The sequence below is a fragment of the uncultured Chitinophaga sp. genome (assembly GCF_902168175.1).
GTDB lineage: Bacteria > Bacteroidota > Bacteroidia > Chitinophagales > Chitinophagaceae > Chitinophaga.
Window position 1 is genome coordinate 68,651 of the sequence record NZ_CABHOU010000052.1, and the last position, 23,630, is coordinate 92,280.

Here is a 23,630-nt window from a genome sequence, read left to right on the forward strand (position 1 = left end):
TTAACAGAATATTATATTTGTTGCTTCAAGCACCTTAACATACAAACTAAAAGTCACCGAATGAATCTTGCATTTTGGAGAAAGAAAGACGGTCAGCCAAAGAAAAAGAAGTCGCCGCTACGTGAGTGGATTGATGCGGCTGTCTTTGCGATCATTGCTGCCACTTTGATCCGTACTTTCATTTTCGAAGCCTACACCATCCCTACGCCCTCCATGGAGAAAACCTTACTGGTTAATGATTTTCTCTTTGTAAGCAAGATCAGTTATGGTCCGCGTGTGCCAATGACGCCGCTGTCCGTTCCTTTTACACATCATACACTTCCTTTTACTAAATATTCTAAAGCCTACTCTGAAGCCGTTCAGTGGAAATACCGCCGCTGGTGGGGCTTTACCGACATCAAACGAAATGATGTGGTAGTGTTTAACTTCCCTGAAGGTGATACCGTGGCATTGGAGCAGCAAGACCGCAGTTATTATGCGCTGGTGCGTCAAAGTGGTCGTGATTACGTATGGGCGAACAACCATGTTACGTCCCGCCCGGTAGATAAACGCGAAAACTACATAAAACGTTGTCTTGCGATTGCAGGAGATACGTTAAAAATTGTAAATGGCGAAGTATTCATTAACGGCCAGCCTGCACCGGTACCTCCGCATAGCGAGCATTTTTATAATGTAACTACTTCCGGCGATCCGCTGAACGCCAGCCGCCTCGAAGAGCTTGGCATTGATGCAGAACCGATCGAGATCACGGGTAACAATACCTATATCTACAATTTAACGAAAGATAATGTGACTGCCCTGCGGGGTCTGAAGCCCGCAGTACAGGGCGTTACGCCTTACTTCCGTTACTCTCCCGGTGTTACCGAGCCTAATCCCGACGCTGTATTCCCGCAGGATACCTCGTTGCACTGGAACCTCGATAACTTCGGTCCGCTGTACGTTCCAAAAGAAGGCGAAACCGTTAAGCTCGATTCTTCCAACATCGCATTTTACCGCCGTGTAATTGGTGTGTACGAAGGCAATAAGCTGGAAGAGAAAGAGGGGAAGATTTTCATTAACGGTAAGCAGAGCGATATGTACACGTTCAAATTGAACTATTACTGGATGATGGGCGATAACCGTAATAACTCACTGGACAGCCGCTATTGGGGCTTTGTGCCGGAAGATCATGTGGTAGGTAAAGCCTGGATCATATGGATGAGTTATGGTAAAGATGGTATCCGCTGGAGCCGTTTGTTCAGAGGCATTCACTAATCTTATTGTGATAAAATTACGGAGAGGGATGAAAGGCAACTTTCATCCCTCTCTTTTTTGTATTAATTGCATAAATTGTATGTATGAAAAAAGTACAGCAGTCATTCGAATACCTGCAATGCGACGACCTGCAGTTCCTGGCACCGGAAGATGCGGCGTTGCTGGTACACGCTCAGCAATCGGTAATACATGCGTATGCGCCGTATTCCAAATTCAGGGTGGCTGCCATCGTAAAACTTGATAATGGAGAAACTGTAACGGGCACTAACCAGGAAAACGCATCTTATCCTGTAGGTATTTGTGCGGAACGTACTGCTTTATCGGCCGCATCATCTTTATATCCCGGAGTGGGTATTGAAGCGATAGCTGTGAGTTATCAGAATGAACAGGGCGAAAGTACCGTTCCGATATCACCCTGCGGTATTTGCCGGCAAACGCTGGCGGAGTACGAACAGCGGCAACATAAACCTATCCGTATTATTTTAGGTGGACAAACCGGGCCAGTATGGTTGATAAACAGTGTGTTGGACATACTTCCGTTCTCTTTTTCGGCAGATAGTATGAAATAGTGTTCACTTGTATATAACACAAAGGTTATCTTAAATTAACGTTAAAAAGCTATGTTATAAATTATAACATATTTATATTTGTGAAAAGGGGCTAAAAACTCCTACGCCTATGACCGTATCCCGAACCTGTATCCTATGGCTGCAGTTGCTGCTAGTAACCGCCGGCAACCATGCAATAGCTTCCTCACCGGAGAATGATCACAAGGCAAAGAAATTGTATAAAGAAGGTCTGGCACTGAAACAACAGGGCCAACTGGATGCCGCTTTGGAGCGCTTTACGGCAGCCGTAAGGGAAGATGGTGCTTTTACCGGCGCTTATCTTGAACTGGGGCTGGTTTATCGCTTACAACGGCAGACTGAATCTGCGAAGCAGCAGTTTTTGGTACTTTTAAAAAAGGAACCGTCCAATAAAGTGGCGCTGCAGAATGTAGCAGAACTTTATTTCGAGCAGAAGGCTTATGAAGACGCGCTTACCTATGCCCAATATGCACAGGAAGCAGGTGCAGCCCGGATGGAAAAGATGATGGGACTTTGTTACTATCATTTAGACCATGCCGAAGAAGCAATACTCCACCTGCAGAAAGCGTTACATGAAGAGCCGGACAACCCGGCGGTCCCTTACAAAATAGCGCAGGTGCTGGCACTGAAAGAACGCTATGCCGAAAGTATCGAATACTACCACGCTTCCCTCCGGATAGACAGCACCCAGGCCAACTTATTTTATGAACTAGCAATGATGTATTACAATATGGCAAACTTTAAACATGCTGCTGGCGCCTTTGAAAAGGCTAATGTATTAGGGCGCCCCGCCGATGCGGATTATTATTTTAACCTTGGCAATGCCTGTTTGCGGCAATCAGAAACAGAAGAAGGCATTCGTCACCTGAAATCAGCGCTCACACTGCGTCCGAAAGATATGCGTATCATGCTTTCGCTCGCTAACGCGTATTATAAAAAACAAGACTACACCAACGCCGTTACGCAATGGAATATCATCCTGGCGTTGCAGCCCATGAACGCTTTCGCCATGTTTATGCTTGGCAAATCGTATATGGGTGCGGGTGAGGTAATGAAAGGTCAGCAAATTTGCGACCAGGCATTAGCACTCGGCGACGTTAAATAAAATACTAATTACGCCATTGGACATTAAGGCACAAAGCAGCCAGGGGTAAGGCAAGCATCCCGATCAATTGTTTTGTGTTTCCGGTGGTATTTCTTTGAGAGGAATGTCTGTTATGGGCATTCCTTTTCTTTTTGTACCAGCGCTGGAACTACTATCGGGCCGCCGTTGTGTCACTCCCTTCAGCTGTGGTAACAACATTGGGCAAAGTTTCAGTTCTTCCATCACGGCGGTGTATACACCGCGCTATCCCTAAATAAAAAACGCCGCCGGAAGCCCGGCGGCGCTGTATTCACAACTATCTTCCTACATCCTTTCCGGCACATCAATACCCAGCAGCTTCAGGCTCTGCGCAATGGTGTTAGCGGTAAGTGATGCGATTTGTAAGCGTAAGTGTTTCTTTTCTTCGTTCTCTGCTTCCATTACTGAATACACATAACGGCCACTCTCTTTCTTTGCATAGAAGGAGTTGAAACTTTGCGCCAGCTGGAACGCGTAGTTGGCGATCAGTGCGGGGCTTGTTTCCCGGCCAGCATCTTCTACGATAGTGCCGAACTGCTCGTTGAGCATGATCAGCTCTTTTTCCAATGGCAGCAGGGGCTGCGTGTAGGCGTAGGCAGATGAAAGTGCGGTGGCGCCAAAGTCGCGCAGTATTGAACGGATACGTGCGTATGCGTATTGGATGAATGGGGCGGTGAAGCCGTGCAGGTCAATGGAGGCTTCGGGGTTGAAGACCATCGTTTTGCGCGGGTCTACTTTCAGCAGGAAGAACTTCATCGCACCTAAACCAATAGTCTGGTAAAGGCTGGTGAGTTCATCTTCTGTAAAGTCTTTTACCTTACCCAGTTCCTGCGTTTGTTTCTTCGCGGTATCGAGCATTTCGTCGATCATGTCGTCCGCATCCACTACAGTGCCTTCGCGGCTTTTCATACGGCCGTGCGGCAGTTCCACCATACCGTAGGAGAGGTGGTGAATGCCTGCTGCGCAAGGCTCCTGCATCTTCTCCAGTATCAGTTTTAATACCTTGAAGTGATAAGCCTGCTCGTCCGCCACCACGTACATACTCTGTTCCATCTGGTAGTCGTCGTACTTCAGGCGGGCAGTGCCCAGGTCTTGTGTGATATATACAGAAGTGCCATCGCCACGGAGCAGTAATTTCTGATCGAGGCCGTCGGCGGTAAGATCTATCCAAACAGAATTATCTTCTTTGCGGAACAGTACACCTTTTTGCAACCCTTCTTCTACTACGGCTTTGCCGAGCAGGTAAGTTTCGCTTTCGTAATACATCTTATCGAAATCGATACCCAGGCGTTTGTAAGTTTGGTCGAAACCTTTGTACACCCACTGGTTCATGGTACTCCACAGGCCGCGTACATCCGGATTACCGGCTTCCCACTGCTGCAGCATGATTTTAGCCTGCACCATGATCTCCGTTTTGTTACGGGCCAGTTCCTTGATCTCGTCGGTGATCTTGGCTGTTTTCTCTTTATCGCTCTGTATTTCCGGTTTTATGAAAGCGGTGTGCAGTTTTCTTACCTTCTCCAGGTCTTCGCCATCGAAGTCGCTGAATTTACCTTCCAGTACGCGGGAAATAATGGGTTCTGCCTGTTCTTTAAGAATGCTTTCGAACTTCACGTAGTAGTCGCCTACCAGGTGATCGCCTTTAATACCGGTGCTTTCAGGGGTGTCGCCATGGGCGAACAACTGCCAGGCCAGCATCGATTTACAAATGTGGATACCGCGGTCGTTTACCAGGTTGGCTTTAATTACCTCGTAACCATTCGCTTTTAATATTTCCGCTACCGAATAACCGAGGAAGTTGTTACGCAAATGGCCCAGGTGCAGGGGTTTATTGGTGTTAGGAGAGGAGTATTCCACCATCACCTTTTTACCATTAGCCGGTTTGTGCCCTGTTAACTTATTATTATATGATGATTGTAAATAGCCCGTCCAGTAACCATCTTTAATGCTCAGGTTCAGGAAGCCCTTTACCACATTGAAACCGGCCACCAGTTCAGGGAAAGCGTTCAGCATAGCGTTGCCTATGGCCTTTCCTGTTTCTTCAGGACTTTGGCGGCTCATTTTAGTGAAACCGAAAGTTACGACAGTATATTCCCCTTCAAACTCGGGTTTGGTGATGTTAACGGCAATGTCCTGCGCCGTTACCGGCTGCTGGTAAATTTCGTTTATGGCTGCTGCGGCAGCATTTTTGATGGCAAGTACAACACTCATCCTGATGATAATTGTTAAAATTGATAAGTGAGCAAAGGTAATCGGAAATCCGGACATTGTGACGCACCTGTAGCTACCGCCTTGTTTTTAGTGATTTTATCATCTTTTATATAACCAAAAACGCGATGACGCATGACTACAGAAATATTGAACGGTAAGAGAAAGATGATGATATTCGATATGGATAACACGATTTTACAGCAAAGCTTTATCCATACCGCCGCACGCCAGTTTGGTTTCTACGACGAGTTAAACGCTATAGTGGCCGAAAAACTGGATGATGTACCCCGCACCCGGAAAATAGCCCTGCTGATGAAAGGCCGTACCCGCCAGGAGATAACCAGCGTGGTGGCGGGTATCCCCATGGTGGAAGATGCGCTTGAAGTAATGAACGGCTTAAGAGCCAAGGGCTACACTATTGGTATTATCAGTGATAGTTATGATTGTGTTACGGGTTATGTATCCGAACAACTGAGCATGGATTTTTCCTGCTCGAACGAGCTGGTGTTCGCTATGGGCGTAACTACCGGTGAGGTGGTGATTCCGCAGGCTTTCCTGCACCAGCCGGGCAGCATCTGTACCCACATTTACTGTAAAACAAATGTGATGCACCATGTGATGGGTGTTTACGGATTTACTATCGACCAGGTGGTAGCGGTAGGAGATGGACCTAACGATGTTTGTATGATCAGCAAAGCCGGGCACGGTGTGGCGTTTAATGCCAGAACAGCATTGCTGACAGAGGTGGCCGACCAGGAGTTGAACGACCAGACTTTCCGGCCATTGCTGGAACTGGGAAAATAGGGTAGATGGTATCCTGGTAAAGGGCAGGTAAAGGGCAGTTTAAGGGCAGGCTAAGGGCATGGGTGCCTGCCAGCAAGCATTTGAGGGCCCTTCAACCTCGGGAATGCCTATTCCCACTGTGGTTTCGACGTGTGCGGGTTTGCTATTTAACATAGCGGGGAAATGGTGATTGATAATCAATTCGATAGGATGTTTGTATATGTTCGCTATATCTAAAGTCAGTTTTTGCTATTATAACTGATTAAAAATGAATTGAATAGAATAGTGCGTTGCGTGAGTTGTATATCGTTGCTATATCATTTCTTTATCCCCGCTATATCATTTCTATATCCCCGCTATATCCTTTTTCCTTCCACGTACCTGTCACGTACCTGTGATCCACCTTCCATCCTGTATCAAACTGCCTGTAAATAAGAAAGCCGGCAAATAATGCCGGCTCTCTGATATTAGAATAGATAATCACAATTAGTACAATACAAATTCCACACGCCTGTTCTGCTGCCTGCCCGCCGCTGTTTTATTCGTGGCGATCGGCTGTGTTTCGCCATAACCTACTGCCTCTATTTTTGAAGGATTCACTCCTTTGCTAACAAGGTAGGCCTTCACCGATTCTGCCCTGTTCTTGGAAAGGATCATGTTATTATTGTCGTTGCCCACATTATCGGTATGGCCGCTCAGTTTGATGCTGAAGCCTTTTTGTGTGAGCAGTGCCGCTACTCTGTCAAGCGGAGGGAAAGAGGCTGGTTTAATGCTTGCTTTGCCTGTTTCGAATTCAAGGTTGGCAATCGCTTCGCGCACCAGCCTGTTATCGGCTTCTGTTACAAATATTTTTACTTCTTTAGGTTTAACGGTGTCTGGTTTTGGTAACGGACAGCCGGAGCCATCTACTTTTTCACCAGATGGAGTGTCGGGACATTTATCAAACATATCCGAAACGCCATCTTTGTCGCTATCTGCGCTCAGTTTAGCGAGGTCGGCGGCCAGTTTGGCATTGTTCTCTTTTTGTGCGTCCAGTTCCATTCTTACCTGGTCGCGTTGTGCCGCAAGGTCATCATACATTTCGGCTACCGGGTTATGCCAGGCCAACTGTGGTTTGGATTTACGGCCCAGTGGGAACTCCAGGCCAATGTAACCATAAGAGTATTTATCCCTGCCCGAACTGTTTACCACACCATCCAGGTTGTCGCCATCGAGGTAGTGCATGGTATAACCCAGGTCGAGGTTAACCGATTCGGAGAGTTTGAATTTTAAACCTGCGCCAACAGGCACATAAAACTCTTTAATGCTGCCATCGGCTTTGTAGTCAGTGGTAACGTTACCCGTGGTGGTAAGTGTAGGTTTGTAACTGGCCAGTCCTCCACCTACAGATACATATAACTGCATAAAGTTTTGTTTGGCGAAGAAGTTCATATTGGCCACATTAAATACGGCGTTAATGCTGCCCGACCATTGCAGTTGTGTTTCAAACTGTTTGTAGGGACTGTTAGGCCGGGTACCGTTACCCAGGTCGTTGTCGTTATTTCCTTTCAGTTGCCCGCCCAGGAAATCGGCACGTAACGACATCATATGCAGTATCTGCCATTTAAGATAGGCACCGTACCCATAAGATACCTGCCATTTAGTAAAGTCGTTATGCCCACCGGTAACGGCAACAGGTGCCAGCAAACCGCCGTTAACGCCGATAGACCATTTGCGATAGCCTTCCGAGCCTTGAAACAGTCCTCCCGGAGCTGTGGTGGTAGTGTTACGTGGATTGGACGCTTCGTCCTGTGAGTAGCTGATCAATGGAGTCAAAATGGCCATCAGTATGATGACCAGGGTGAGGAAGTTTGTTTTCATGAGATTGGTAGTTAAAGTTGTTACTGCATGGTTCCAAATTTCAAGCCATTGCGGTTATAACTGGATGAAACCTAGGGATTTGTATTGTTATGATCTCTTTTATTCATGTGTTTAATGTATTATTTGATCGCCGGAACGCTTACCGGGTGTATTTCTCGGGTTAAAGCCGGTTTGTCAGTAAAACCGGATCATCTGTCAGAAGAATTTTTAAGGCCCTGAATGCAGTCGGGAAAAAGGTGTGGCAGGTTGGGGAAGTCCAGTAAAATAAGGGCTTCGGAATGAGGTACTGACAATATTGCACATTTTGTCACTTGGCATAATCATTGACAAACCATAGACAAATCTGGGACAACAGGTTTTACACTTACAACTAAAAGGAGAACTTAATTAATCATGGGAAAGATCATAGGTATTGACTTAGGAACTACTAACTCTTGCGTTGCCGTAATGGAAGGTAACGAGCCGGTAGTGATTGCCAACGACGAAGGCCGCAGGACTACGCCTTCCGTAGTGGCATTTTTAAAGAATGGGGAAAGAAAGGTAGGCGACCCTGCAAAGCGCCAGGCCATCACTAACCCTATTAATACCATCATGTCAGTAAAGCGCTTCATGGGCCGCCATTATGACGAGGTAGCCAACGAAGCCGGTCACTGGAGCTATAAAGTAGTGAAAGGTGATAATAATACAACCCGCATTGATATTGATGGAAGGCAGTATACACCGCAGGAAATTTCTGCGATGACCCTTCAGAAAATGAAGAAAACTGCGGAAGATTACCTGGGTACCGAAGTAACAGAAGCGGTTATTACCGTTCCTGCCTACTTTAACGATGCTCAGCGCCAGGCAACGAAAGAAGCCGGTGAAATTGCAGGCCTGATCGTTCGTCGTATTATCAACGAACCTACCGCTGCAGCCCTGGCTTATGGCCTCGACAAAAAGAACCAGGATAGCAAAATAGTAGTGTTTGACCTTGGTGGTGGTACATTCGACGTATCCGTTCTCGAACTGGGCGACGGTGTGTTCGAAGTGAAATCTACCAACGGTGATACGCACCTCGGTGGCGACGATTTCGATAAAGTGATCATGGACTGGCTGGCAGAAGAGTTTAAGAAAGACGAAGCTGTTGACCTGCATAAAGATCCGATGGCATGGCAGCGTTTGAAAGAAGCAGCGGAGAAAGCAAAGATCGAACTGTCTTCTTCTCAGGAAACAGAGATCAACCTGCCTTACATTACTGCTATCGACGGCGTGCCTAAACACCTGGTGAAGAAACTGAACCGCGCGAAATTCGAGCAGTTGAGCGACAAACTGGTGGAAAGAACACTGGAACCATGTAAAAAGGCTTTGGCTGACGCTGGTCTTTCTACATCTGAGATAGACGAAGTGATCCTGGTGGGCGGTTCTACCCGTATCCCCAAGATCCAGGAAGTAGTAGAGAAATTCTTTGGCAAAAAACCTAACAGGGGCGTTAACCCCGACGAGGTGGTGGCCATCGGTGCTGCTATCCAGGGTGGTGTACTCACAGGTGAAGTAAAAGACGTATTGCTGCTGGACGTAACCCCGCTTTCGCTGGGTATCGAAACCATGGGCGGTGTGTTCACTAAACTGATCGAGTCTAACACTACCATTCCAACTAAAAAATCAGAAACTTTCTCTACAGCTGCCGACAGCCAGCCGAGCGTGGAAATCCACGTACTGCAGGGCGAACGTCCGATGGCTGCGCAGAACAGGACGCTCGGAAGGTTCATCCTCTCCGACATTCCACCGGCTCCGCGTGGTGTTCCGAAAATCCAGGTTATATTCGACATCGACGCCAACGGTATCCTGCACGTAACCGCTAAAGATGAAGGCACTGGTAAAACCCAGAACATCCGCATCGAAGCTGGTAGCGGCTTGAGCAAAGAAGAGATCGAGAAAATGAAGAATGAGGCAAAAGCCAACGAAGCTTCCGATAAAGCTGCACGCGAAAATATCGAAAAGCTGAACCAGGCTGATAGCACCATTTTCCAAACAGAGAAACAACTGAAAGAATACGGTGATAAGATCCCGGCCGATAAAAAAGCCCCGATCGAAGCTGCCCTGGAAAAACTGAAAGCCGCACATCAGGCTAAGGACATTGCCCAGGTAGATACCGCACTGGCAGAAGTTACTGCTGCATGGACCGCTGCTTCAGAAGAAATGTACAAAGCTACTCAGGGTCAGCCTCAGCCAGGTGCCGATGGCGGTGCCCAGCAGGGTCAGCCAAACCAGGGCGCAGCAGGCGACCAGGTTACGGACGCAGAGTACGAAGAAGTGAAATAGTAGAATAGCTATAGATAATTGGTCTGAGGGCCCCGGTTTTCCGGGGCCTTCTTCTTTTAAGATAGGTTGCGCCTTTCTGCGGGATTTGAACAAAAAGTTTGCATTAATCTGCAAATCTCCTATCTTTCTAACGCTAATTTTTTACAGATGGAAGTACAGTTTTATCCCGTGGCCCTGAAGTTCAGGCACACCTTTACGATCTCCCGCAAGTCGAAAGACGTGCAACCACTGCTGGTCATCGCCCTCTCGCAGGACGGTATTACCGGGCTGGGCGAAACCGCGGATAATTCTTATTACAACATTACGGTGCCGATACTTATGCAGGACGTAGAAGCCCATCGCTCCTTCATCGAAAACTACCAGCTCGATACACCCGAGGCTTTCTGGCAGGCCATGTACCCAAAGCTGCAACATAACATGTTCGCCCTTTGCGCGCTCGACCTGGCGGCGCACGACCTGTACGCCAAACAACAGCATAAGAAATTGTACGAAGTTTGGGGGCTCGATATTTCGCGCAACCCGCTTACCGATTATACCATCGGTATCGATAGTATAGATAACATGGTAAAGAAACTTGTAGAGTTTCCCTGGCCAATTTATAAGATAAAACTGGGCACTACAGACGATATCGCGATCATCGCCGAATTGCGTAAACACACTAATTCTATATTCCGTGTAGATGCCAACTGTGCATGGGGGGTAGAAGAAACCATCCGCAACGCATCAGCCTTTAAAGACCTGGGCGTGGAATTCATAGAACAGCCCATGCGCGCCGATAACTGGGAGGGCATGAAAGAAGTATACGAAAGAAGCGCATTGCCGTTGATCGCCGATGAAAGCTGCATTACGGAAGAAGACGTAGAGAAGTGTAATGGCTACTTCCACGGTGTAAACATCAAACTCACCAAATGTGGCGGCATTACACCCGCCCGCCGTATGATAGATACAGCCAAACGGCTGGGCATGAAAACCATGACCGGCAGTATGAATGAAAGTACGGTAGGCACATCTGCCGTAGCGCATTTGCTGCCTTATCTCGATTATACCGACATGGATGGGCCCTTACTGCTTGCTGAAGACATAGCAGACGGGGTTAAGATCATAAACGGCCGGATTATTTACGCTGAGCGGCCAGGAACCGGGGCGGTGCTTCATCCGGACGTTTTAAGCCATAAAAGCTAAAAACATACGAATCATACCGCTCGTTCCGCACTACCATTCTTCCCGCCAGCCGGTGTTCGGTCATACGGCTGAAATACACCGTGTTGTTAAATAACCAGTCGGCAGGCTGGCAGTCGAGCCTGTAAGGCATACCCTTTTTAAAAACGGGCTTCATAATAAAGTCATAATCCGCATTACCCGCAATCATTCCCTTCACGTGCACAAAGTCGCGCAATTTCTTATACACCGTAGTGTCGGCACTCAGGGTGCCGTAAAAGCTGGCGCCCTGCACACTATCGATGGATAAAACGTAACGGTAAGACTTTTCCGACGTACGGAACGAAACGGTGTAATTGCCGCAAAGACTGTCGGTCTTTTCGCGGAAAAAACGGTTGGTGTGCTGCTGCCCAAAGGCGGCAGGGAGGGAGCTGCAAATAATAAAAAGCACACAAATGCAGGCACCCAGCTTGTTGTTAGAATGGCGATTCATAAACAAACAGTTTAGTGGTGACGGACCTGTATTACACTGCTCTCAAAAAAGAACGTACTTGTTGGATGAATTGATGGGGTAAAGTTCCGCAGAATACCTGGTTTATTTTGCTATTTCTGACGAGTGGCAGATTTCAGGTATGGTGAAAGAAATAGATGTTTGGCTGCTAACCTTTAATGGTGGCGGCTTAGAATGAATGTCATTTCTACATTAATTATCGAGTGTTTTTGCTGACAGGTAAAATGCACAAGTTTCCTAGCGCTCCGGGTCCTCCACCTCTTTCCATGTTTTGGCAAAGAAAATGTAATCGCTGATGCGGCCTTCTGCCTCAATAAACTTGCCTGCCAGCGCTTCCAAGGGGTTATTCATAAAGGGATTGGAACCTGCCGGACGGATGAGGAAAGTGTCTTCTCCTGTGTCGATGTGCACACCCAGGTGTTCGCTCTTAGTAGTGCGGCCAAAGGTTTTTAATATAAGCCTGCCCCTGATTTTCACTGTGGCAGGCTCTTTTTTATTTCTTTTATCTTCTGACATATTCTCTGTATCCAATGATTTCATTATTCTTTTCCTTTACCACCAGCACTTTGGTTTGTTTAAACCTGCCGTGGAAAGTGGATTCCGAATATACGTGAAATTTCACCGGCATCGAGAACGCCTTAGCCGTACCGCCCGCCTTGTTCGCCGCCGCAGGTTTATTAATAAAGGTTTGAGCAGATGGGGCCTTTTTAAACTTCTTTTTCTTCAATAGCGCCTGCACCTCCGATTTAAACGCCGGGCTGCCTGTACTGGCAATCGCTTTGGGCGTAGCGATGAAGCTACCGAGCGCCAACCCCTTCGCCTGTATATTGTCGCGGCGGTTCGAGCGGGTGTTCATCAGCAAACCATTATTCTCCGCTTTCGGTTTAGGCGTAGCTACCACAACTACCGACGGGTCGCCGAGCAGGTAAAACTGTGCGATCGTTTTCAGTTCATGTGGATCGAGCGTTGGCCCCATTTCATCAAGGAAACGCTGACGGGCTTCTAGTAACGCTCTGCCCGTAGAGGCACCTTTGAAAGTATTAATGAGGAAGTATTGTGTAAGCAGATCGGCCAGGCCTTGCCCTTCTGCAGGGCCGTAAGCAATGGTGGAACTACCTACAAATGCCAGTGCATGATGCTGCAGGTAAGTGTTGGCAATACTTGGCTGATCGTACTCCGTAACATTAGGATTGTATAACTGCGCACCGTAACAACATTCCGCTGCTACCACCGTACCTGGCGACACTTTTTTCGCGATAAGTGATGCAGACAGTGCCTCCGGGTAATTACTGCCCTTCTGTCCGTAGAAAAAAGGGTCGTCTAACGCACCATGACAATTAATGAAGTGTGCTTTTGGTTTTAGTTGAGTGGCTGTCCATTTAGGGCCTTTTACGGGTGAAATGAACAGCGCCTTTTTATCACCAAATATATTGTGGAGGCTTTCTTCAGACGATAGTTTCCATTCATGCACACTGATAGAAAAATACTTTTTGTAAGCCGCGCTGTTGTCTGGTTTATGTGCAATTACATCCTGCACCAGCGAATGGAAATACGCAGGGTCGGCTACACCTGGTATATCAGGCAAACGGCCCAGCACCCTGGAAGGCGTTACGAATTTAGCAGGATCAGTACTGTAAGCTGCGTCGCATGCGTAGGGCAGGTCGCTGGGAATACGTTTGTCCTCGTCATCTTCACTGAAAAGTAAATTGTTTAAAGGCTGAAAGGGAATGATATCCTGCGCACCGGCCAGTAGCAGGTAATCGGGGGAGTACGAGCGGTTGAGCGCATCTATCGCATCTTTGTTTTGTTTGGCACTGGCAGCGTCGGTAACGGCTTTACCTTTGTGCTTTTTCATGGTGGCTGCTTTGTCTATGTAAACTATTTCCGTGGAGAGCCCCCTTGTTTTGTCGAAAGCCTGTAAGGCTTTGAGATCGGCAAGGATGGATTTGTGTTTGCTGCCGTATTTAGCAATAAGGGCAGACAGATTAGTGATAATCAGTTTATCCTTTTTCATTTGGGGTGATTTAGTATCAGAAAGTTACGCAATATTGTTTAAACCCCTCCAAATCACTATTTTGTTGCAAACCCGTTCCCGTTATTATGAAGAAACTGCTGGTTATCATTTTTATCACTATGGCCCATCTTACAAATGTGGAAGCGCAACTGATAGCGCGTATTGACGTAAAAGCAGGTAAAACTGCGAGCGCTAACAGTATCGTAAGTGTCGCGCTCGACCGTGTGGTTACGGCGCCTGATAGTTTAGTATTAATGGAAATCAGGAATGGCAAAAGTGTTCCTGTAATTTGCCAGGTGGAAGACGGTGCCGCACGCAGATTGTGGTGGCAGGTAGAAGGACGGCTGGAAGCCGGTGCCACACGTAAATATGAGCTGTTGAAGAAATCGCCGGCCAATAACACGCCCTCTGGCCACTTAAAAGATGACAAAAATGCGCTGACCATTAACGGGCTGTTACAGTACAATTATGAAACCGTTTATCCTCCTGCCGGTGTAGATACGGTGTTCCGGCGCAGTGGGTTTATACACCCCCTCTGGTCGCCCAATGGCGCACAACTCACCAACATCCATCCTAAAGATCATTATCATCACTTTGGCATATGGAATCCCTGGACAGACACTGAGTTTGAGGGCGAGAACGTAGACTTCTGGAACCTGGTGAAGAAGCAGGGGACCGTACGTTTTAAAGGTTTTGCTGCTAAAACCGATGGGCCGGTATGGGCGGGCTTCAGTGCATTGCAGGATTACGTTGTGTTTAAAAAAGATCAGCCGGAGAAAACCGCTTTACATGAAGTGCTGGACGTGAAGGCTTATAACGTGCAGGCAGGCCGCCGTACCTGGGACTTTAACTCTATTCAAAGCTGCGCCGGCGTTAGTCCGTTATTGCTTAAACAATACCGCTATGGTGGTGGATTTAATATTCGTGGTAATGGCAACTGGAATGCAACCAATAGCTCCATGATCACCTCCGAAGGCCGTACCCGCGATAATGCAGATTCGTCCAATGCCCGCTGGATAAAAATCACCGGCGATACCGAAAAGGGCAGGGCAGGCCTGTTGATCATGTGTCATCCTTCAGATTTTAACTTCCCTGTGCCATTAAGAGTTTGGCCTTCGAAAGATTTGCAGGGACAGGTGTTCGTATGTTTTACACCTACCAAAACAAAGCCATGGCTCATGGAATACGGCAGGCAGTACGTGCAGCGTTACCGTGTAGTTGTATTTGACGGGGAGATGAGTGTGAAAGATGCAGAAGCCGCCTGGCAGGACTACGCTTATCCGCCCGAAGTTACCCTGCGTGTGCAATAACGGCATACCAGATCCACCATATATACACCGGCTGAAACAGCAACCGCGACCAGGTATACCAGGGTTTTGACGGTAAACCTCCGGGGGCAGGCAGTTGCAGTACCGCCACCCGTATATTGGCCGGGAACATGAGTATGAGCAGGATGATAAGTGCCCATGCACTCCAATATTGCGTGGCGGCGAATAATAATCCTGCGCCCAGCCCAATTTCCAATATCCCTGTAATGACGACCAGCGCATGTGCATAAGGCAGCATGCCCGCAATCATATACGTCAGCTTTTGCGGTGCCTTCAGGTGCATAAAACCAATAAGCAGGAACATAACCGCCGCTGCGATCCGCATACTCTCGTGGCATTGCGCCAGCAGGGGGATATTAAAAATGTTGCCCGCCAGCAACAGCAGCAACGCAAAAGACAGTAAGCCGGATAAAAAAGCCATTATTGAATGTACACCGTTTTCAGGTTAAGAAATTCATGTACCCCCTCCAGCGACAGTTCCCTGCCATAGCCCGACTGTTTAATACCCCCGAAAGGCAGTCGTGCGTCGGAACGTACCATTGCGTTCACGAATACATTGCCGCTTTCGATCTGGCGGGCCAAAAGAGCCGCTTTTTCGAGGTCTTTCGTCCACAGGGAGGCTCCTAGTCCAAATTCGGTTTTGTTGGCCAGTCTGATAGCTTCCTGTTCGTTTTCGGCAGTGATGATGGCAGCGAGCGGGCCAAAGGTTTCTTCGTCGAAGGCTTTCATGCCTGGTTTTACATCCGTCAGCAGCGCAGGAGCGAAGTTGCAACCCTCCAGCGTGCCGCCTGTAAGGATGCGGGCGCCGAGTTTAAGACTATCGTTCAGTTGTTTTAACAGTTCTTCTGCCAGGTCGGGCCGCGCCATAGGGCCAGTATTGGTGCTATCGAGCATCGGATCGCCCTGTTGCAGGTGGTGGATGAGCTGATGCACACGGTCTGTAAAGTCGGCCGCCACACTTTTCTCAACGATCCAGCGCTTGGCGGCTATGCAGGATTGTCCCGCGTTTTGCATACGTGCCTGTACGGCCACCTTCGCCGCCGCTTCTATATCTGCATCTTTAAGTACAATAAAAGGATCGCTGCCGCCCAGTTCAAGTACCGTTTTTTTAATGTATTTACCCGCAAGCGAGGCTACACTCATGCCGGCCGGCGTACTGCCCGTAAGCGTTACACCTTGTATGCGGCTATCCGCGATCACCGGTTCCATTTCCTTAGATGATACCAGTAATGCCTGGAAAATGCCTTCCGGAAAACCGGCCGTAATAAACACCTTTTCGATGGCCAATGCACAACCGCTTACATTGCTGGCGTGCTTGAGCAGTCCGGTATTGCCTGCAAGAATATTAGGAATAGCGAAGCGGAACACCTGCCAGTAAGGGAAGTTCCAGGGCATAATGGCCAGTATAACCCCCTTGGCTTCGTACGATACATAACTGTTTTGCGCATCGGACCTTATCACTTTCGGCTTCATCATATCCCCGATATGATCGGCATAATATTCGGCCGTGGCAGCACATTTCAGTACTTCGGCCTTTGCCTCCTTCAGGGTTTTTCCCATTTCTTTGGTGATGATGGCAGCGTGTGCATCTGCTTCATTTTTTAATGTTGCAGCCAGTTTGCGCATTAAGTCGGCGCGCTTTTGCAGCGAAGTTTGCTGCCAGAGGTGGTAAGCCCTGTCGCCCGAACTGATCTTTTTCTCTATCTCCGCTTTGCTGTGTGCCTGGTATTCCGCAATCGTTTCGCCGGTGTATGGGTAAATGCTGCTGAAGTTCATATGGTTTCCTTTTGGTGATAGCAGGTATAAAATTAACGTAAATAGAAAGGAAATGTACATCTGCCTTTACAGATCAATTGGCTACTTTTGACCCGCTAAACAGAACGGATATGGCTTTAAGCAGGTTGAACATCATTATTATGTCGATGTGCACGGGTTTGATCGTGGCAAACATCTACTATAGCCAGCCCTTGCTGGTATTGATTGCGGAGGAATTTCATGTGTCGGATAGCAATGCGGGGCAGGTAACGTTTTTAACCCAGTTGGGTTATGCGCTGGGCCTCTTTTTTTGTGTGCCGCTCGGCGACAAGCTGGAGCGTAAGCGGCAGATCATTATCATGGCAGGCTGCTCTTTACTGGCGTTGATACTGGCAGCCAAAGCGCCCAATATCTTCATTTTAAAGATCAGCGGATTACTTATCGGTTTCACTTCGGTGATTCCCCAACTCATCCTGCCCCTTGCCGCACACCTCAGCGATCCGTCGAAACGTGGGAAGGTTGTGGGATCTATCATGAGCGGGTTGTTAGTCGGCATCTTACTTTCCCGCACACTTAGTGGCATCGTAGGGCAGCACTTCGGCTGGCGCGCCATGTTCTGGATAGCGGCGGGCATTGTATTTTTACTGATGTTACTGATGTGGTTTTCCTTTCCGCAAAGTCGCCCCGATTTTAAAGGTAGTTACGGAGCATTGATGCGGTCGTTGTTTACGCTGGTAAAGCAGCAACCTTTATTGCGCGAAGCGGCACTCATTAATGCCTGTGTATTCGCCTCTTTCGGATTGTTTTGGGTAACGCTGGTGTTCCTGTTATCTGGCCCGCCCTTTAATTACGGAAGTGATGTAATTGGGCTGATGGGCCTCGCCGCCGCAGCAGGTGCCCTGGGTGCGCCGCTTATTGGCCGTATTGCCGATAAAAAGAACCCTCGTATTGCCATCGGTTACGGACTGGTGTTAGTGCTGGCCAGTTTCCTGCTGTTCTTCCTGTTTCAGTCTAATATTATTGGCATTATAGCGGGTATTGTGTTGCTCGACTTAGGTATACAGGGTGTACACGTATCTAACCAAACGCGTATTTATTCCATATTACCGGAAGCGCGCAACAGGATGAATACGATATTTATGACGGTGAGTTTTATTGGAACAGCCGCAGGGTCGGGTATCGGGCTGTGGGTATGGGGTGTAGCGCAATGGAGCGGGGCCTGTATAGCAGGTGGTGCCTTGGTTTTAATGGCTATTCTTATTTACGCTACCACTTATAAAAAGCAATAATATCAGTTAAGTTGATAAAACAAAAAAAGCGTACGATAACCGTACGCTTTTTTATTTATTTCGACCCAATGGGTACTATTTCGTATCTCCTTCCACCTTCGTGATCTTGATCATGTTGGTTGGCAGGTGTTCTTTAACGGGCGTGCTGCCGGTGTTAACCACCACATCGTTCGCTTTTAAGAAACCGCGTTCTTTCAGGATGTTGATCTGGTCGTTTACGATATCGTCCACGCTTTCTTCTTCCGCATAGTGGAAGGCACGTACACCCCAGCTAAGGCTCAACTGGTTAACCAGCGACTTTTCTTTGGTAAATACGTACAGTGGTGATTTCGGGCGGTAGCTGGAGAGCATGAAGCCGGTGTAACCGGAGGCAGTCATGCCGATCAGTGCATCCGCATCCAGGTCTTCCGCGATTTTAGCTGCGTTGTAGCAGAGGGCGTCGCTGAGGAAGGTAGGAGAGTGGCGGTGAGGGATCAGGTTACGGTTGTAAATGATCTCTTCTTTTTCCACTTCCTGGATGATTTTTTTCATCGTCTGGATAACCAGTGCAGGGTGCAAGCCAGTGGCCGTTTCGCCGCTCAGCATCACCGCATCGGCGCCTTCCAGCACAGCGTTAGCTACGTCGGTGATTTCGCTACGGTTAGGACGGCTGCGGTCGATCATGCTTTCCATCATCTGTGTTGCCACGATAACGGGTTTTGCACGGTGAATACATTTGCGGATGATATCTTTCTGGATCATAGGAATCACCTCTACAGGCAGTTCCACGCCGAGGTCACCACGGGCGATCATTACGCCGTCGCTTTCCCAGATAATCTCTTTCAGATTCGCGATCGCTTCCGGCTTTTCTATTTTAGAAATGATCTTCAGCTTAGAGTTGCGCTCTTTAATACGGTTACGCAGATCTACCAGGTCGGCGGCGTTCCTTACGAACGACAGCGCCACCCAATCAGGAGCCTGGTCGATAATGAAGTCCAGGTCAATCAGGTCTTTTTCCGTAAGAGAAGGCAGTTCTACCTTGGTATCGGGGAGGTTAAAGCCTTTTTTGGAAGAGAGGATACCACCGAGGGTAACTTCTGCTTTAATTTCGTGGGCAGCAGTTACTTCTTTTACTACGGTTTCGATCTTACCATCGTCCAGCAGGATTTTCTGGCCGGGACGGATGTCTCTGTGCAGGTTGTGGTAAGACACATAGATCTTCTCCATGGTACCTACAACTTTCTCGTTTACGAATGTGAGGATATCACCCGTTTTCAGCGGCAGTGCATTGTTCTCGATTTCACCTACACGCAGTTTGGGACCCTGAAGGTCGGCCAGGATGGCTACGTTGTAAGGCTGGGTTGCATTAATCTCGCGAATATAGCCGATGATCCTTGCTTTGTCTTCGTGGCTGCCGTGAGAGAAGTTCAAACGGAAAACATTCACACCAGCTTGCACCAGTTCCAGCAATTTCTCGTAGGTATCGCAGGCGGGGCCTACGGTTGCTACAATCTTCGTTTTGTGAGAGGAATGTTCGCGTCCGGCAACATTGTCCATTTGTTTGTGGTAGTATTTCGACAGGTCTTTAGTACTCATAAGCTATATAATTTTAACTCGCCAGAATTTTAATAATCTTGAACCATTCTTCGTCGATCTGCTGTTTTGCTTTAACGGCCTGATTGAGCGGAGTATAGGCAATTTTGTCGTTTACTACGCCGATCATTACGTTATGCGTGCCTTGCAGCAGGGCTTCTACAGAAGCATAACCCAGGCGGCTGGCAATGATGCGGTCCATACAGGTTGGCGTACCGCCGCGCTGGATGTGGCCGAGGATACATACACGGGTATCCAGTTGTGGCAGGCGTTCTTTTACGTGTTTTACCACGCCGTTAGCACCACCAAACTCATCTCCTTCAGCTACTACGATCAGGTTTACCAGTTTCTTCCTGCGCTCGTTGGCCTGCAGCTCATCGATGATCTCATCGATCTCGCTTTTGCGCTCGGGCAACAGGATATGTTCTGCACCGGTGGCAATACCACTGTGCAGTGCAATATAACCAGCGTCGCGGCCCATCACTTCAATGATGAACAAACGATCATGCGCGTCTGCCGTATCGCGTATCTTATCGATAGCATCAATGGCCGTATTCACTGCTGTGTCAAATCCAATCGTAAAATCCGTACCGGCAATATCTTTGTCGATAGTGCCAGGCAAACCAATGCAGGGAATATCAAATTCTTCACTGAATTTCTGCGCCCCTTTGAAGGAACCATCGCCACCGATTACCACTAAACCGTCAATATCCAGTTTTTTCAGGTTCTCGTATGCCTTTTTGCGACCTTCAGGCTCATAAAATTCTTTGCAACGGGCAGTTTTCAAAATCGTGCCGCCACGCTGTATAATGTTGGCAACGGTTTTGGATTCCATAGGAAAGATATCATTCGTCAACATCCCCTTGTAACCATACATAACACCGTATACATTCAAATGATGATAGATACCTGCTCTTACAACGGCACGAATAGCCGCATTCATCCCGGGAGCGTCACCCCCGGATGTAAGAACTGCGATGTTGTTCACTTTTTTCATATTATTGGTCAAAATATTGCGTTAAAGGGCGCACAAAAATAGCTTTTTTTGAATACTATTCTTATATATAATCTTAGCAATTCAGGTTAATTTTTGATTTTATTTGAAATTATCCCCCTTATTTTTAAAAATTTTCCTCATGAAATCGTTTTACCTAAAGAGCTTTTTAATATTTACACTGATGAGCACGACCATTGGAGCGGCAGACGCACAGCAAATATCGTATCCTTTCACAAAAAAGACGGATACAGTAGACGATTATCACGGCAAAAAGATCGCAGACCCCTACCGCTGGCTCGAAAACGACCATGCGGACGATACCAAAGCCTGGGTAATTGAGCAAAATAAGGTGACAGACGGCTACCTGTCTAAAATCCCTTTTCGCGATAAAATAAAGGCCAGGCTGGAGGAAATGATGAATTATCCTAAGTATGGCGCCCCGTTCCGCGAGGGTAAATATTACTATTTCTATAAAAATGATGGTTTGCAAAACCAGTCGGTATTATACCGCCAGCTGGGCACCGACGGTACGCCGGAGGTATTTATCGACCCTAATAAGCTGTCGGACAAGGGGACGGTAGCCCTGGGAGCGCTCAGTTTCTCGAAAGACAGCCGTTATGCGGCTTACATGATCGCCAAAGCCGGGTCCGACTGGCAGGAGGCGTTCGTGATGGAGGTAGAAACGAAGAAAATACTCACCGACCACCTCGACTGGATCAAATTCAGCGGCCTTAGCTGGAAGGGCGATGGGTTTTACTACAGCCGGTACGATCAGCCGGACGAGAAGGCACGTTTATCCGGTAAAAACGAGTTCCATAAGGTATATTATCATAAACTGGGCACATCCCAGGAGCAGGACGAACTGGTGTACGTTGATAAGGAACACCCTTTGCGTAACGCCGGTGTGGGCCTCTCCGAAGACGAACGTTTCCTGTTCCTCGTTACCACAGAAGGTACTTCTGGTAACGAATTATCCGTTCGCGACCTGCAGGACGCTTCTCAGACGGACTTTAAACTCCTGGTAAAAGGTTTCGCCCACGACCCCTCAGTGGTGGATAATGTAGGCGATCAGTTGCTGGTGCTTACCAACGAAGATGCGCCGAACTACAAATTGGTGCTCATCGATCCTAAAAATCCCGCTAAAGAGAACTGGAAAACAATTATCCCGGAAAAGCCGGAAGTGCTGGAAGGTGTGGGTACCGGCGGCGGTAAACTGTTTGCGCGGTATTTAAAAGATGCATCTACCAAGGTGTACCAGTACGATGTTACCGGTAAACTGGAGCAGGAAATACAATTGCCAGGCATTGGTACAGCCAGCGGTTTTGGTGGTAAAAAAGAAGATCAGCAGTTCTTTTACACGTATACTTCGTTCGTAGCGCCTGCTACTATCTACAAATATGATATTGCGACCGGCAAATCGGAGGTGTATAAAAGGCCGGAAGCGAAGTTCGATACAGAGCAGTTTGAAACTAAACAGGTATTCTTTACCAGTAAAGACGGCACCAAAGTGCCTGTATTCCTTTCCTATAAAAAAGGTATTAAACTCAATGGACAGAACCCGGTGCTGCTTTATGGTTACGGTGGTTTCAACATCCCGCTTACCCCTTCGTTCAGTGTAAGTAACCTGTTCTTTATGGAGCAGGGTGGCATTTATGCGGTGGTGAACCTGCGCGGTGGTTCGGAGTATGGTGAAAGCTGGCATAAAGCAGGTATGAAAGAGAAGAAACAAAATGTATTCGACGATTTCATTGGCGCAGCAGAATACCTGGTAAAAGAGAAGTACACCAGTCCTGCCAAACTAGCTATCCGTGGCGGTTCTAATGGCGGGTTACTGGTAGGTGCGTGTATGACACAACGCCCCGACTTATTTAAAGTTGCCTTACCGGCAGTGGGCGTGTTGGACATGCTCCGTTACCAGCGCTTCACCATTGGTTGGGCATGGGTAGTAGAGTATGGCAGCAGTGAAAAGGCTGATGAGTTCCCGTATTTGCTGAAGTATTCGCCGCTGCATAACCTGCACAAAGGCACGGCTTATCCTGCTACACTTATCACCACCGGCGACCACGACGATCGTGTGGTACCCGCGCACTCCTTTAAGTTCGCGGCGGCTTTGCAGGAAGCTAATAAGGGCAGCAATCCTATGCTTATCCGCATTGAAACACAGGCAGGGCATGGAGCAGGTAAACCTACCTCAAAAGTAATTGAAGAAGCGGCCGATGTATGGGCGTTTACGATGTATAATTTAGGGATGAAGATGTAATAATGAAGATATTAATAACCGGTAGTAACGGCCTTTTGGGCCAGTACTTAATAGAATTATTCAGCAAAGACAAGGCCTTCGAGGTGGTAGCCACCGGTAAAGGTCCCAACAGGCTTAAGTTGCAGGAAGGGTATTTGTATGAAGATGCAGACCTTACGCAAAAAGAAGTAATTACGGCATTGGTCAATAAACATAAGCCCGGGGTGATTATCCACTCCGGCGCTATGACCCAGGCCGATAGTTGCGAGCGCGACAAAGAAGCCTGCCGGGCTACCAATGTTACCGCCACTCAACACCTGCTCGAAGCTTCGGACGCATTTTTCCTTTTCCTGTCCACAGATTTCGTGTTTGATGGTTTGGCGGGGCCTTACCGGGAAGATGACCTGGTGAATCCGATCAGCTATTACGGCGCCAGTAAAGTGGCGGCGGAACGTATCGTGCAAGCAGCCTCCACGCCCTGGGCTATTGCCCGCACGGTACTGGTATACGGCGTTTCCGATGATCCTAAACGTACGAATATCATTACCTGGGTAAAAGATAACCTGGAGCAGCATAAACCAATAAAGGTTGTTGATGATCAATGGCGTACGCCCACGCTTGTGCACGATCTGGCAATTGGCTGTAAAC

19 protein-coding genes are annotated in these 23,630 nt (G+C 47.9%); 10 read left to right on the plus strand and 9 right to left on the minus strand.

The genetic code is table 11. The features are described from left to right. The first annotated feature begins 60 nt into the window (after positions 1-60). The 3 genes from lepB (at position 61) to QZT80_RS10465 (ending at position 2,946) form a co-directional block, all read left to right on the plus strand. Positions 61-1,254, plus strand: coding sequence for a signal peptidase I (lepB, locus tag QZT80_RS10455; protein WP_295121464.1), 1,194 nt, complete (start codon positions 61-63; stop codon positions 1,252-1,254). Between the two features lie 83 nt (positions 1,255-1,337). After that, positions 1,338-1,823 carry a cytidine deaminase gene (locus QZT80_RS10460; protein ID WP_295121466.1) on the plus strand — a complete coding sequence of 162 codons (486 nt, stop codon included), beginning with the start codon at positions 1,338-1,340 and terminating at the stop codon, positions 1,821-1,823. Positions 1,824-1,932: 109 nt separating this feature from the next. After that, positions 1,933-2,946 carry a tetratricopeptide repeat protein gene (locus QZT80_RS10465; RefSeq protein WP_295121467.1) on the plus strand — a complete coding sequence of 338 codons (1,014 nt, stop codon included), beginning with the start codon at positions 1,933-1,935 and terminating at the stop codon, positions 2,944-2,946. 303 nt (positions 2,947-3,249) lie between these two features. Here the strand turns inward: QZT80_RS10465 and QZT80_RS10470 are convergent, their stop codons facing one another. Beyond that, positions 3,250-5,175, minus strand: a complete 1,926-nt coding sequence (locus QZT80_RS10470; RefSeq protein WP_295121469.1) for an arginine--tRNA ligase — start codon at positions 5,173-5,175, stop codon at positions 3,250-3,252. Positions 5,176-5,307: 132 nt separating this feature from the next. Here QZT80_RS10470 and QZT80_RS10475 point away from each other — a divergent pair, with 132 nt between their 5' ends. After that, positions 5,308-5,979, plus strand: coding sequence for an HAD family phosphatase (locus QZT80_RS10475; RefSeq protein WP_295121471.1), 672 nt, complete (start codon positions 5,308-5,310; stop codon positions 5,977-5,979). Positions 5,980-6,444: 465 nt separating this feature from the next. On the opposite strand, the gene QZT80_RS10480 is transcribed toward QZT80_RS10475, so the two are convergent. Beyond that, positions 6,445-7,818, minus strand: coding sequence for an OmpA family protein (locus tag QZT80_RS10480; protein ID WP_295121473.1), 1,374 nt, complete (start codon positions 7,816-7,818; stop codon positions 6,445-6,447). 393 nt (positions 7,819-8,211) lie between these two features. On the opposite strand from QZT80_RS10480, the gene dnaK reads away from it, so the two are divergent. Both dnaK and QZT80_RS10490 read left to right on the plus strand, forming a co-directional pair. Beyond that, positions 8,212-10,119, plus strand: a complete 1,908-nt coding sequence (gene dnaK, locus QZT80_RS10485; RefSeq protein ID WP_295121475.1) for a molecular chaperone DnaK — start codon at positions 8,212-8,214, stop codon at positions 10,117-10,119. A gap of 147 nt (positions 10,120-10,266) precedes the next feature. Next, positions 10,267-11,301 carry a mandelate racemase/muconate lactonizing enzyme family protein gene (locus QZT80_RS10490; protein ID WP_295121477.1) on the plus strand — a complete coding sequence of 345 codons (1,035 nt, stop codon included), beginning with the start codon at positions 10,267-10,269 and terminating at the stop codon, positions 11,299-11,301. On the opposite strand, the gene QZT80_RS10495 is transcribed toward QZT80_RS10490, so the two are convergent. The 3 genes from QZT80_RS10495 to QZT80_RS10505 form a co-directional block, all read right to left on the minus strand. After that, positions 11,234-11,770, minus strand: a complete 537-nt coding sequence (locus tag QZT80_RS10495; RefSeq protein WP_295121479.1) for a hypothetical protein — start codon at positions 11,768-11,770, stop codon at positions 11,234-11,236. The genes QZT80_RS10490 and QZT80_RS10495 overlap by 68 nt on opposite strands. Before the next feature lie 255 nt (positions 11,771-12,025). Continuing rightward, a complete protein-coding gene (locus tag QZT80_RS10500) occupies positions 12,026-12,328 on the minus strand; it encodes a hypothetical protein (RefSeq protein WP_295121481.1) in 303 nt (100 codons plus the stop codon). Next, positions 12,291-13,802 carry a C25 family cysteine peptidase gene (locus tag QZT80_RS10505; RefSeq protein WP_295121483.1) on the minus strand — a complete coding sequence of 504 codons (1,512 nt, stop codon included), beginning with the start codon at positions 13,800-13,802 and terminating at the stop codon, positions 12,291-12,293. The genes QZT80_RS10500 and QZT80_RS10505 overlap by 38 nt, the downstream gene beginning before the upstream one ends. Before the next feature lie 86 nt (positions 13,803-13,888). On the opposite strand from QZT80_RS10505, the gene QZT80_RS10510 reads away from it, so the two are divergent. After that, a complete protein-coding gene (locus QZT80_RS10510; RefSeq protein WP_295121485.1) occupies positions 13,889-15,112 on the plus strand; it encodes a PmoA family protein in 1,224 nt (407 codons plus the stop codon). Here QZT80_RS10510 and QZT80_RS10515 read toward each other — a convergent pair. After that, the gene (locus QZT80_RS10515; RefSeq protein ID WP_295121487.1) at positions 15,093-15,551 is read right to left on the minus strand and encodes a hypothetical protein; all 459 of its coding nucleotides are present in this window, start codon (positions 15,549-15,551) and stop codon (positions 15,093-15,095) included. The genes QZT80_RS10510 and QZT80_RS10515 overlap by 20 nt on opposite strands. Beyond that, positions 15,551-16,906, minus strand: a complete 1,356-nt coding sequence (locus tag QZT80_RS10520) for an NAD-dependent succinate-semialdehyde dehydrogenase (protein ID WP_295121488.1) — start codon at positions 16,904-16,906, stop codon at positions 15,551-15,553. Before QZT80_RS10520 ends, QZT80_RS10515 begins: the two co-directional genes overlap by 1 nt. 110 nt (positions 16,907-17,016) lie before the next feature. Between QZT80_RS10520 and QZT80_RS10525 the strand changes: the two genes are divergently transcribed. Continuing rightward, positions 17,017-18,174 carry an MFS transporter gene (locus QZT80_RS10525; protein WP_295121490.1) on the plus strand — a complete coding sequence of 386 codons (1,158 nt, stop codon included), beginning with the start codon at positions 17,017-17,019 and terminating at the stop codon, positions 18,172-18,174. Positions 18,175-18,249: 75 nt separating this feature from the next. On the opposite strand, the gene pyk is transcribed toward QZT80_RS10525, so the two are convergent. Next, positions 18,250-19,749 carry a pyruvate kinase gene (pyk, locus tag QZT80_RS10530; protein WP_295121492.1) on the minus strand — a complete coding sequence of 500 codons (1,500 nt, stop codon included), beginning with the start codon at positions 19,747-19,749 and terminating at the stop codon, positions 18,250-18,252. A 13-nt stretch (positions 19,750-19,762) separates the two neighbouring features. Beyond that, positions 19,763-20,743, minus strand: coding sequence for a 6-phosphofructokinase (gene pfkA, locus QZT80_RS10535; protein WP_295121494.1), 981 nt, complete (start codon positions 20,741-20,743; stop codon positions 19,763-19,765). A 181-nt stretch (positions 20,744-20,924) separates the two neighbouring features. Here pfkA and QZT80_RS10540 point away from each other — a divergent pair, with 181 nt between their 5' ends. Continuing rightward, positions 20,925-23,003 (plus strand): prolyl oligopeptidase family serine peptidase, encoded by a 2,079-nt coding sequence (locus QZT80_RS10540; protein ID WP_295121496.1) that lies wholly within the window; start codon positions 20,925-20,927, stop codon positions 23,001-23,003. A gap of 2 nt (positions 23,004-23,005) precedes the next feature. Beyond that, positions 23,006-23,630: sugar nucleotide-binding protein (locus tag QZT80_RS10545; protein WP_295121499.1), on the plus strand; the 625-nt coding region annotated here is incomplete at its 3' end.

What these genes read in the sequence shown, in the direction of transcription:
- pfkA (WP_295121494.1), bottom strand. Translation starts at nt 20,743, where the DNA reads ATGAAAAAAGTGAACAACATCGCAGTTCTTACATCCGGGGGTGACGCT.
- dnaK (WP_295121475.1), top strand. Translation starts at nt 8,212, where the DNA reads ATGGGAAAGATCATAGGTATTGACTTAGGAACTACTAACTCTTGCGTT.
- lepB (WP_295121464.1), top strand. Translation starts at nt 61, where the DNA reads ATGAATCTTGCATTTTGGAGAAAGAAAGACGGTCAGCCAAAGAAAAAG.
- pyk (WP_295121492.1), bottom strand. Translation starts at nt 19,749, where the DNA reads ATGAGTACTAAAGACCTGTCGAAATACTACCACAAACAAATGGACAAT.
- QZT80_RS10520 (WP_295121488.1), bottom strand. Translation starts at nt 16,906, where the DNA reads ATGAACTTCAGCAGCATTTACCCATACACCGGCGAAACGATTGCGGAA.
- QZT80_RS10540 (WP_295121496.1), top strand. Translation starts at nt 20,925, where the DNA reads ATGAGCACGACCATTGGAGCGGCAGACGCACAGCAAATATCGTATCCT.
- QZT80_RS10460 (WP_295121466.1), top strand. Translation starts at nt 1,338, where the DNA reads ATGAAAAAAGTACAGCAGTCATTCGAATACCTGCAATGCGACGACCTG.
- QZT80_RS10465 (WP_295121467.1), top strand. Translation starts at nt 1,933, where the DNA reads ATGACCGTATCCCGAACCTGTATCCTATGGCTGCAGTTGCTGCTAGTA.
- QZT80_RS10525 (WP_295121490.1), top strand. Translation starts at nt 17,017, where the DNA reads ATGGCTTTAAGCAGGTTGAACATCATTATTATGTCGATGTGCACGGGT.
- QZT80_RS10510 (WP_295121485.1), top strand. Translation starts at nt 13,889, where the DNA reads ATGAAGAAACTGCTGGTTATCATTTTTATCACTATGGCCCATCTTACA.
- QZT80_RS10505 (WP_295121483.1), bottom strand. Translation starts at nt 13,802, where the DNA reads ATGAAAAAGGATAAACTGATTATCACTAATCTGTCTGCCCTTATTGCT.
- QZT80_RS10475 (WP_295121471.1), top strand. Translation starts at nt 5,308, where the DNA reads ATGACTACAGAAATATTGAACGGTAAGAGAAAGATGATGATATTCGAT.
- QZT80_RS10515 (WP_295121487.1), bottom strand. Translation starts at nt 15,551, where the DNA reads ATGGCTTTTTTATCCGGCTTACTGTCTTTTGCGTTGCTGCTGTTGCTG.
- QZT80_RS10480 (WP_295121473.1), bottom strand. Translation starts at nt 7,818, where the DNA reads ATGAAAACAAACTTCCTCACCCTGGTCATCATACTGATGGCCATTTTG.
- QZT80_RS10470 (WP_295121469.1), bottom strand. Translation starts at nt 5,175, where the DNA reads ATGAGTGTTGTACTTGCCATCAAAAATGCTGCCGCAGCAGCCATAAAC.
- QZT80_RS10495 (WP_295121479.1), bottom strand. Translation starts at nt 11,770, where the DNA reads ATGAATCGCCATTCTAACAACAAGCTGGGTGCCTGCATTTGTGTGCTT.
- QZT80_RS10490 (WP_295121477.1), top strand. Translation starts at nt 10,267, where the DNA reads ATGGAAGTACAGTTTTATCCCGTGGCCCTGAAGTTCAGGCACACCTTT.
- QZT80_RS10500 (WP_295121481.1), bottom strand. Translation starts at nt 12,328, where the DNA reads ATGAAATCATTGGATACAGAGAATATGTCAGAAGATAAAAGAAATAAA.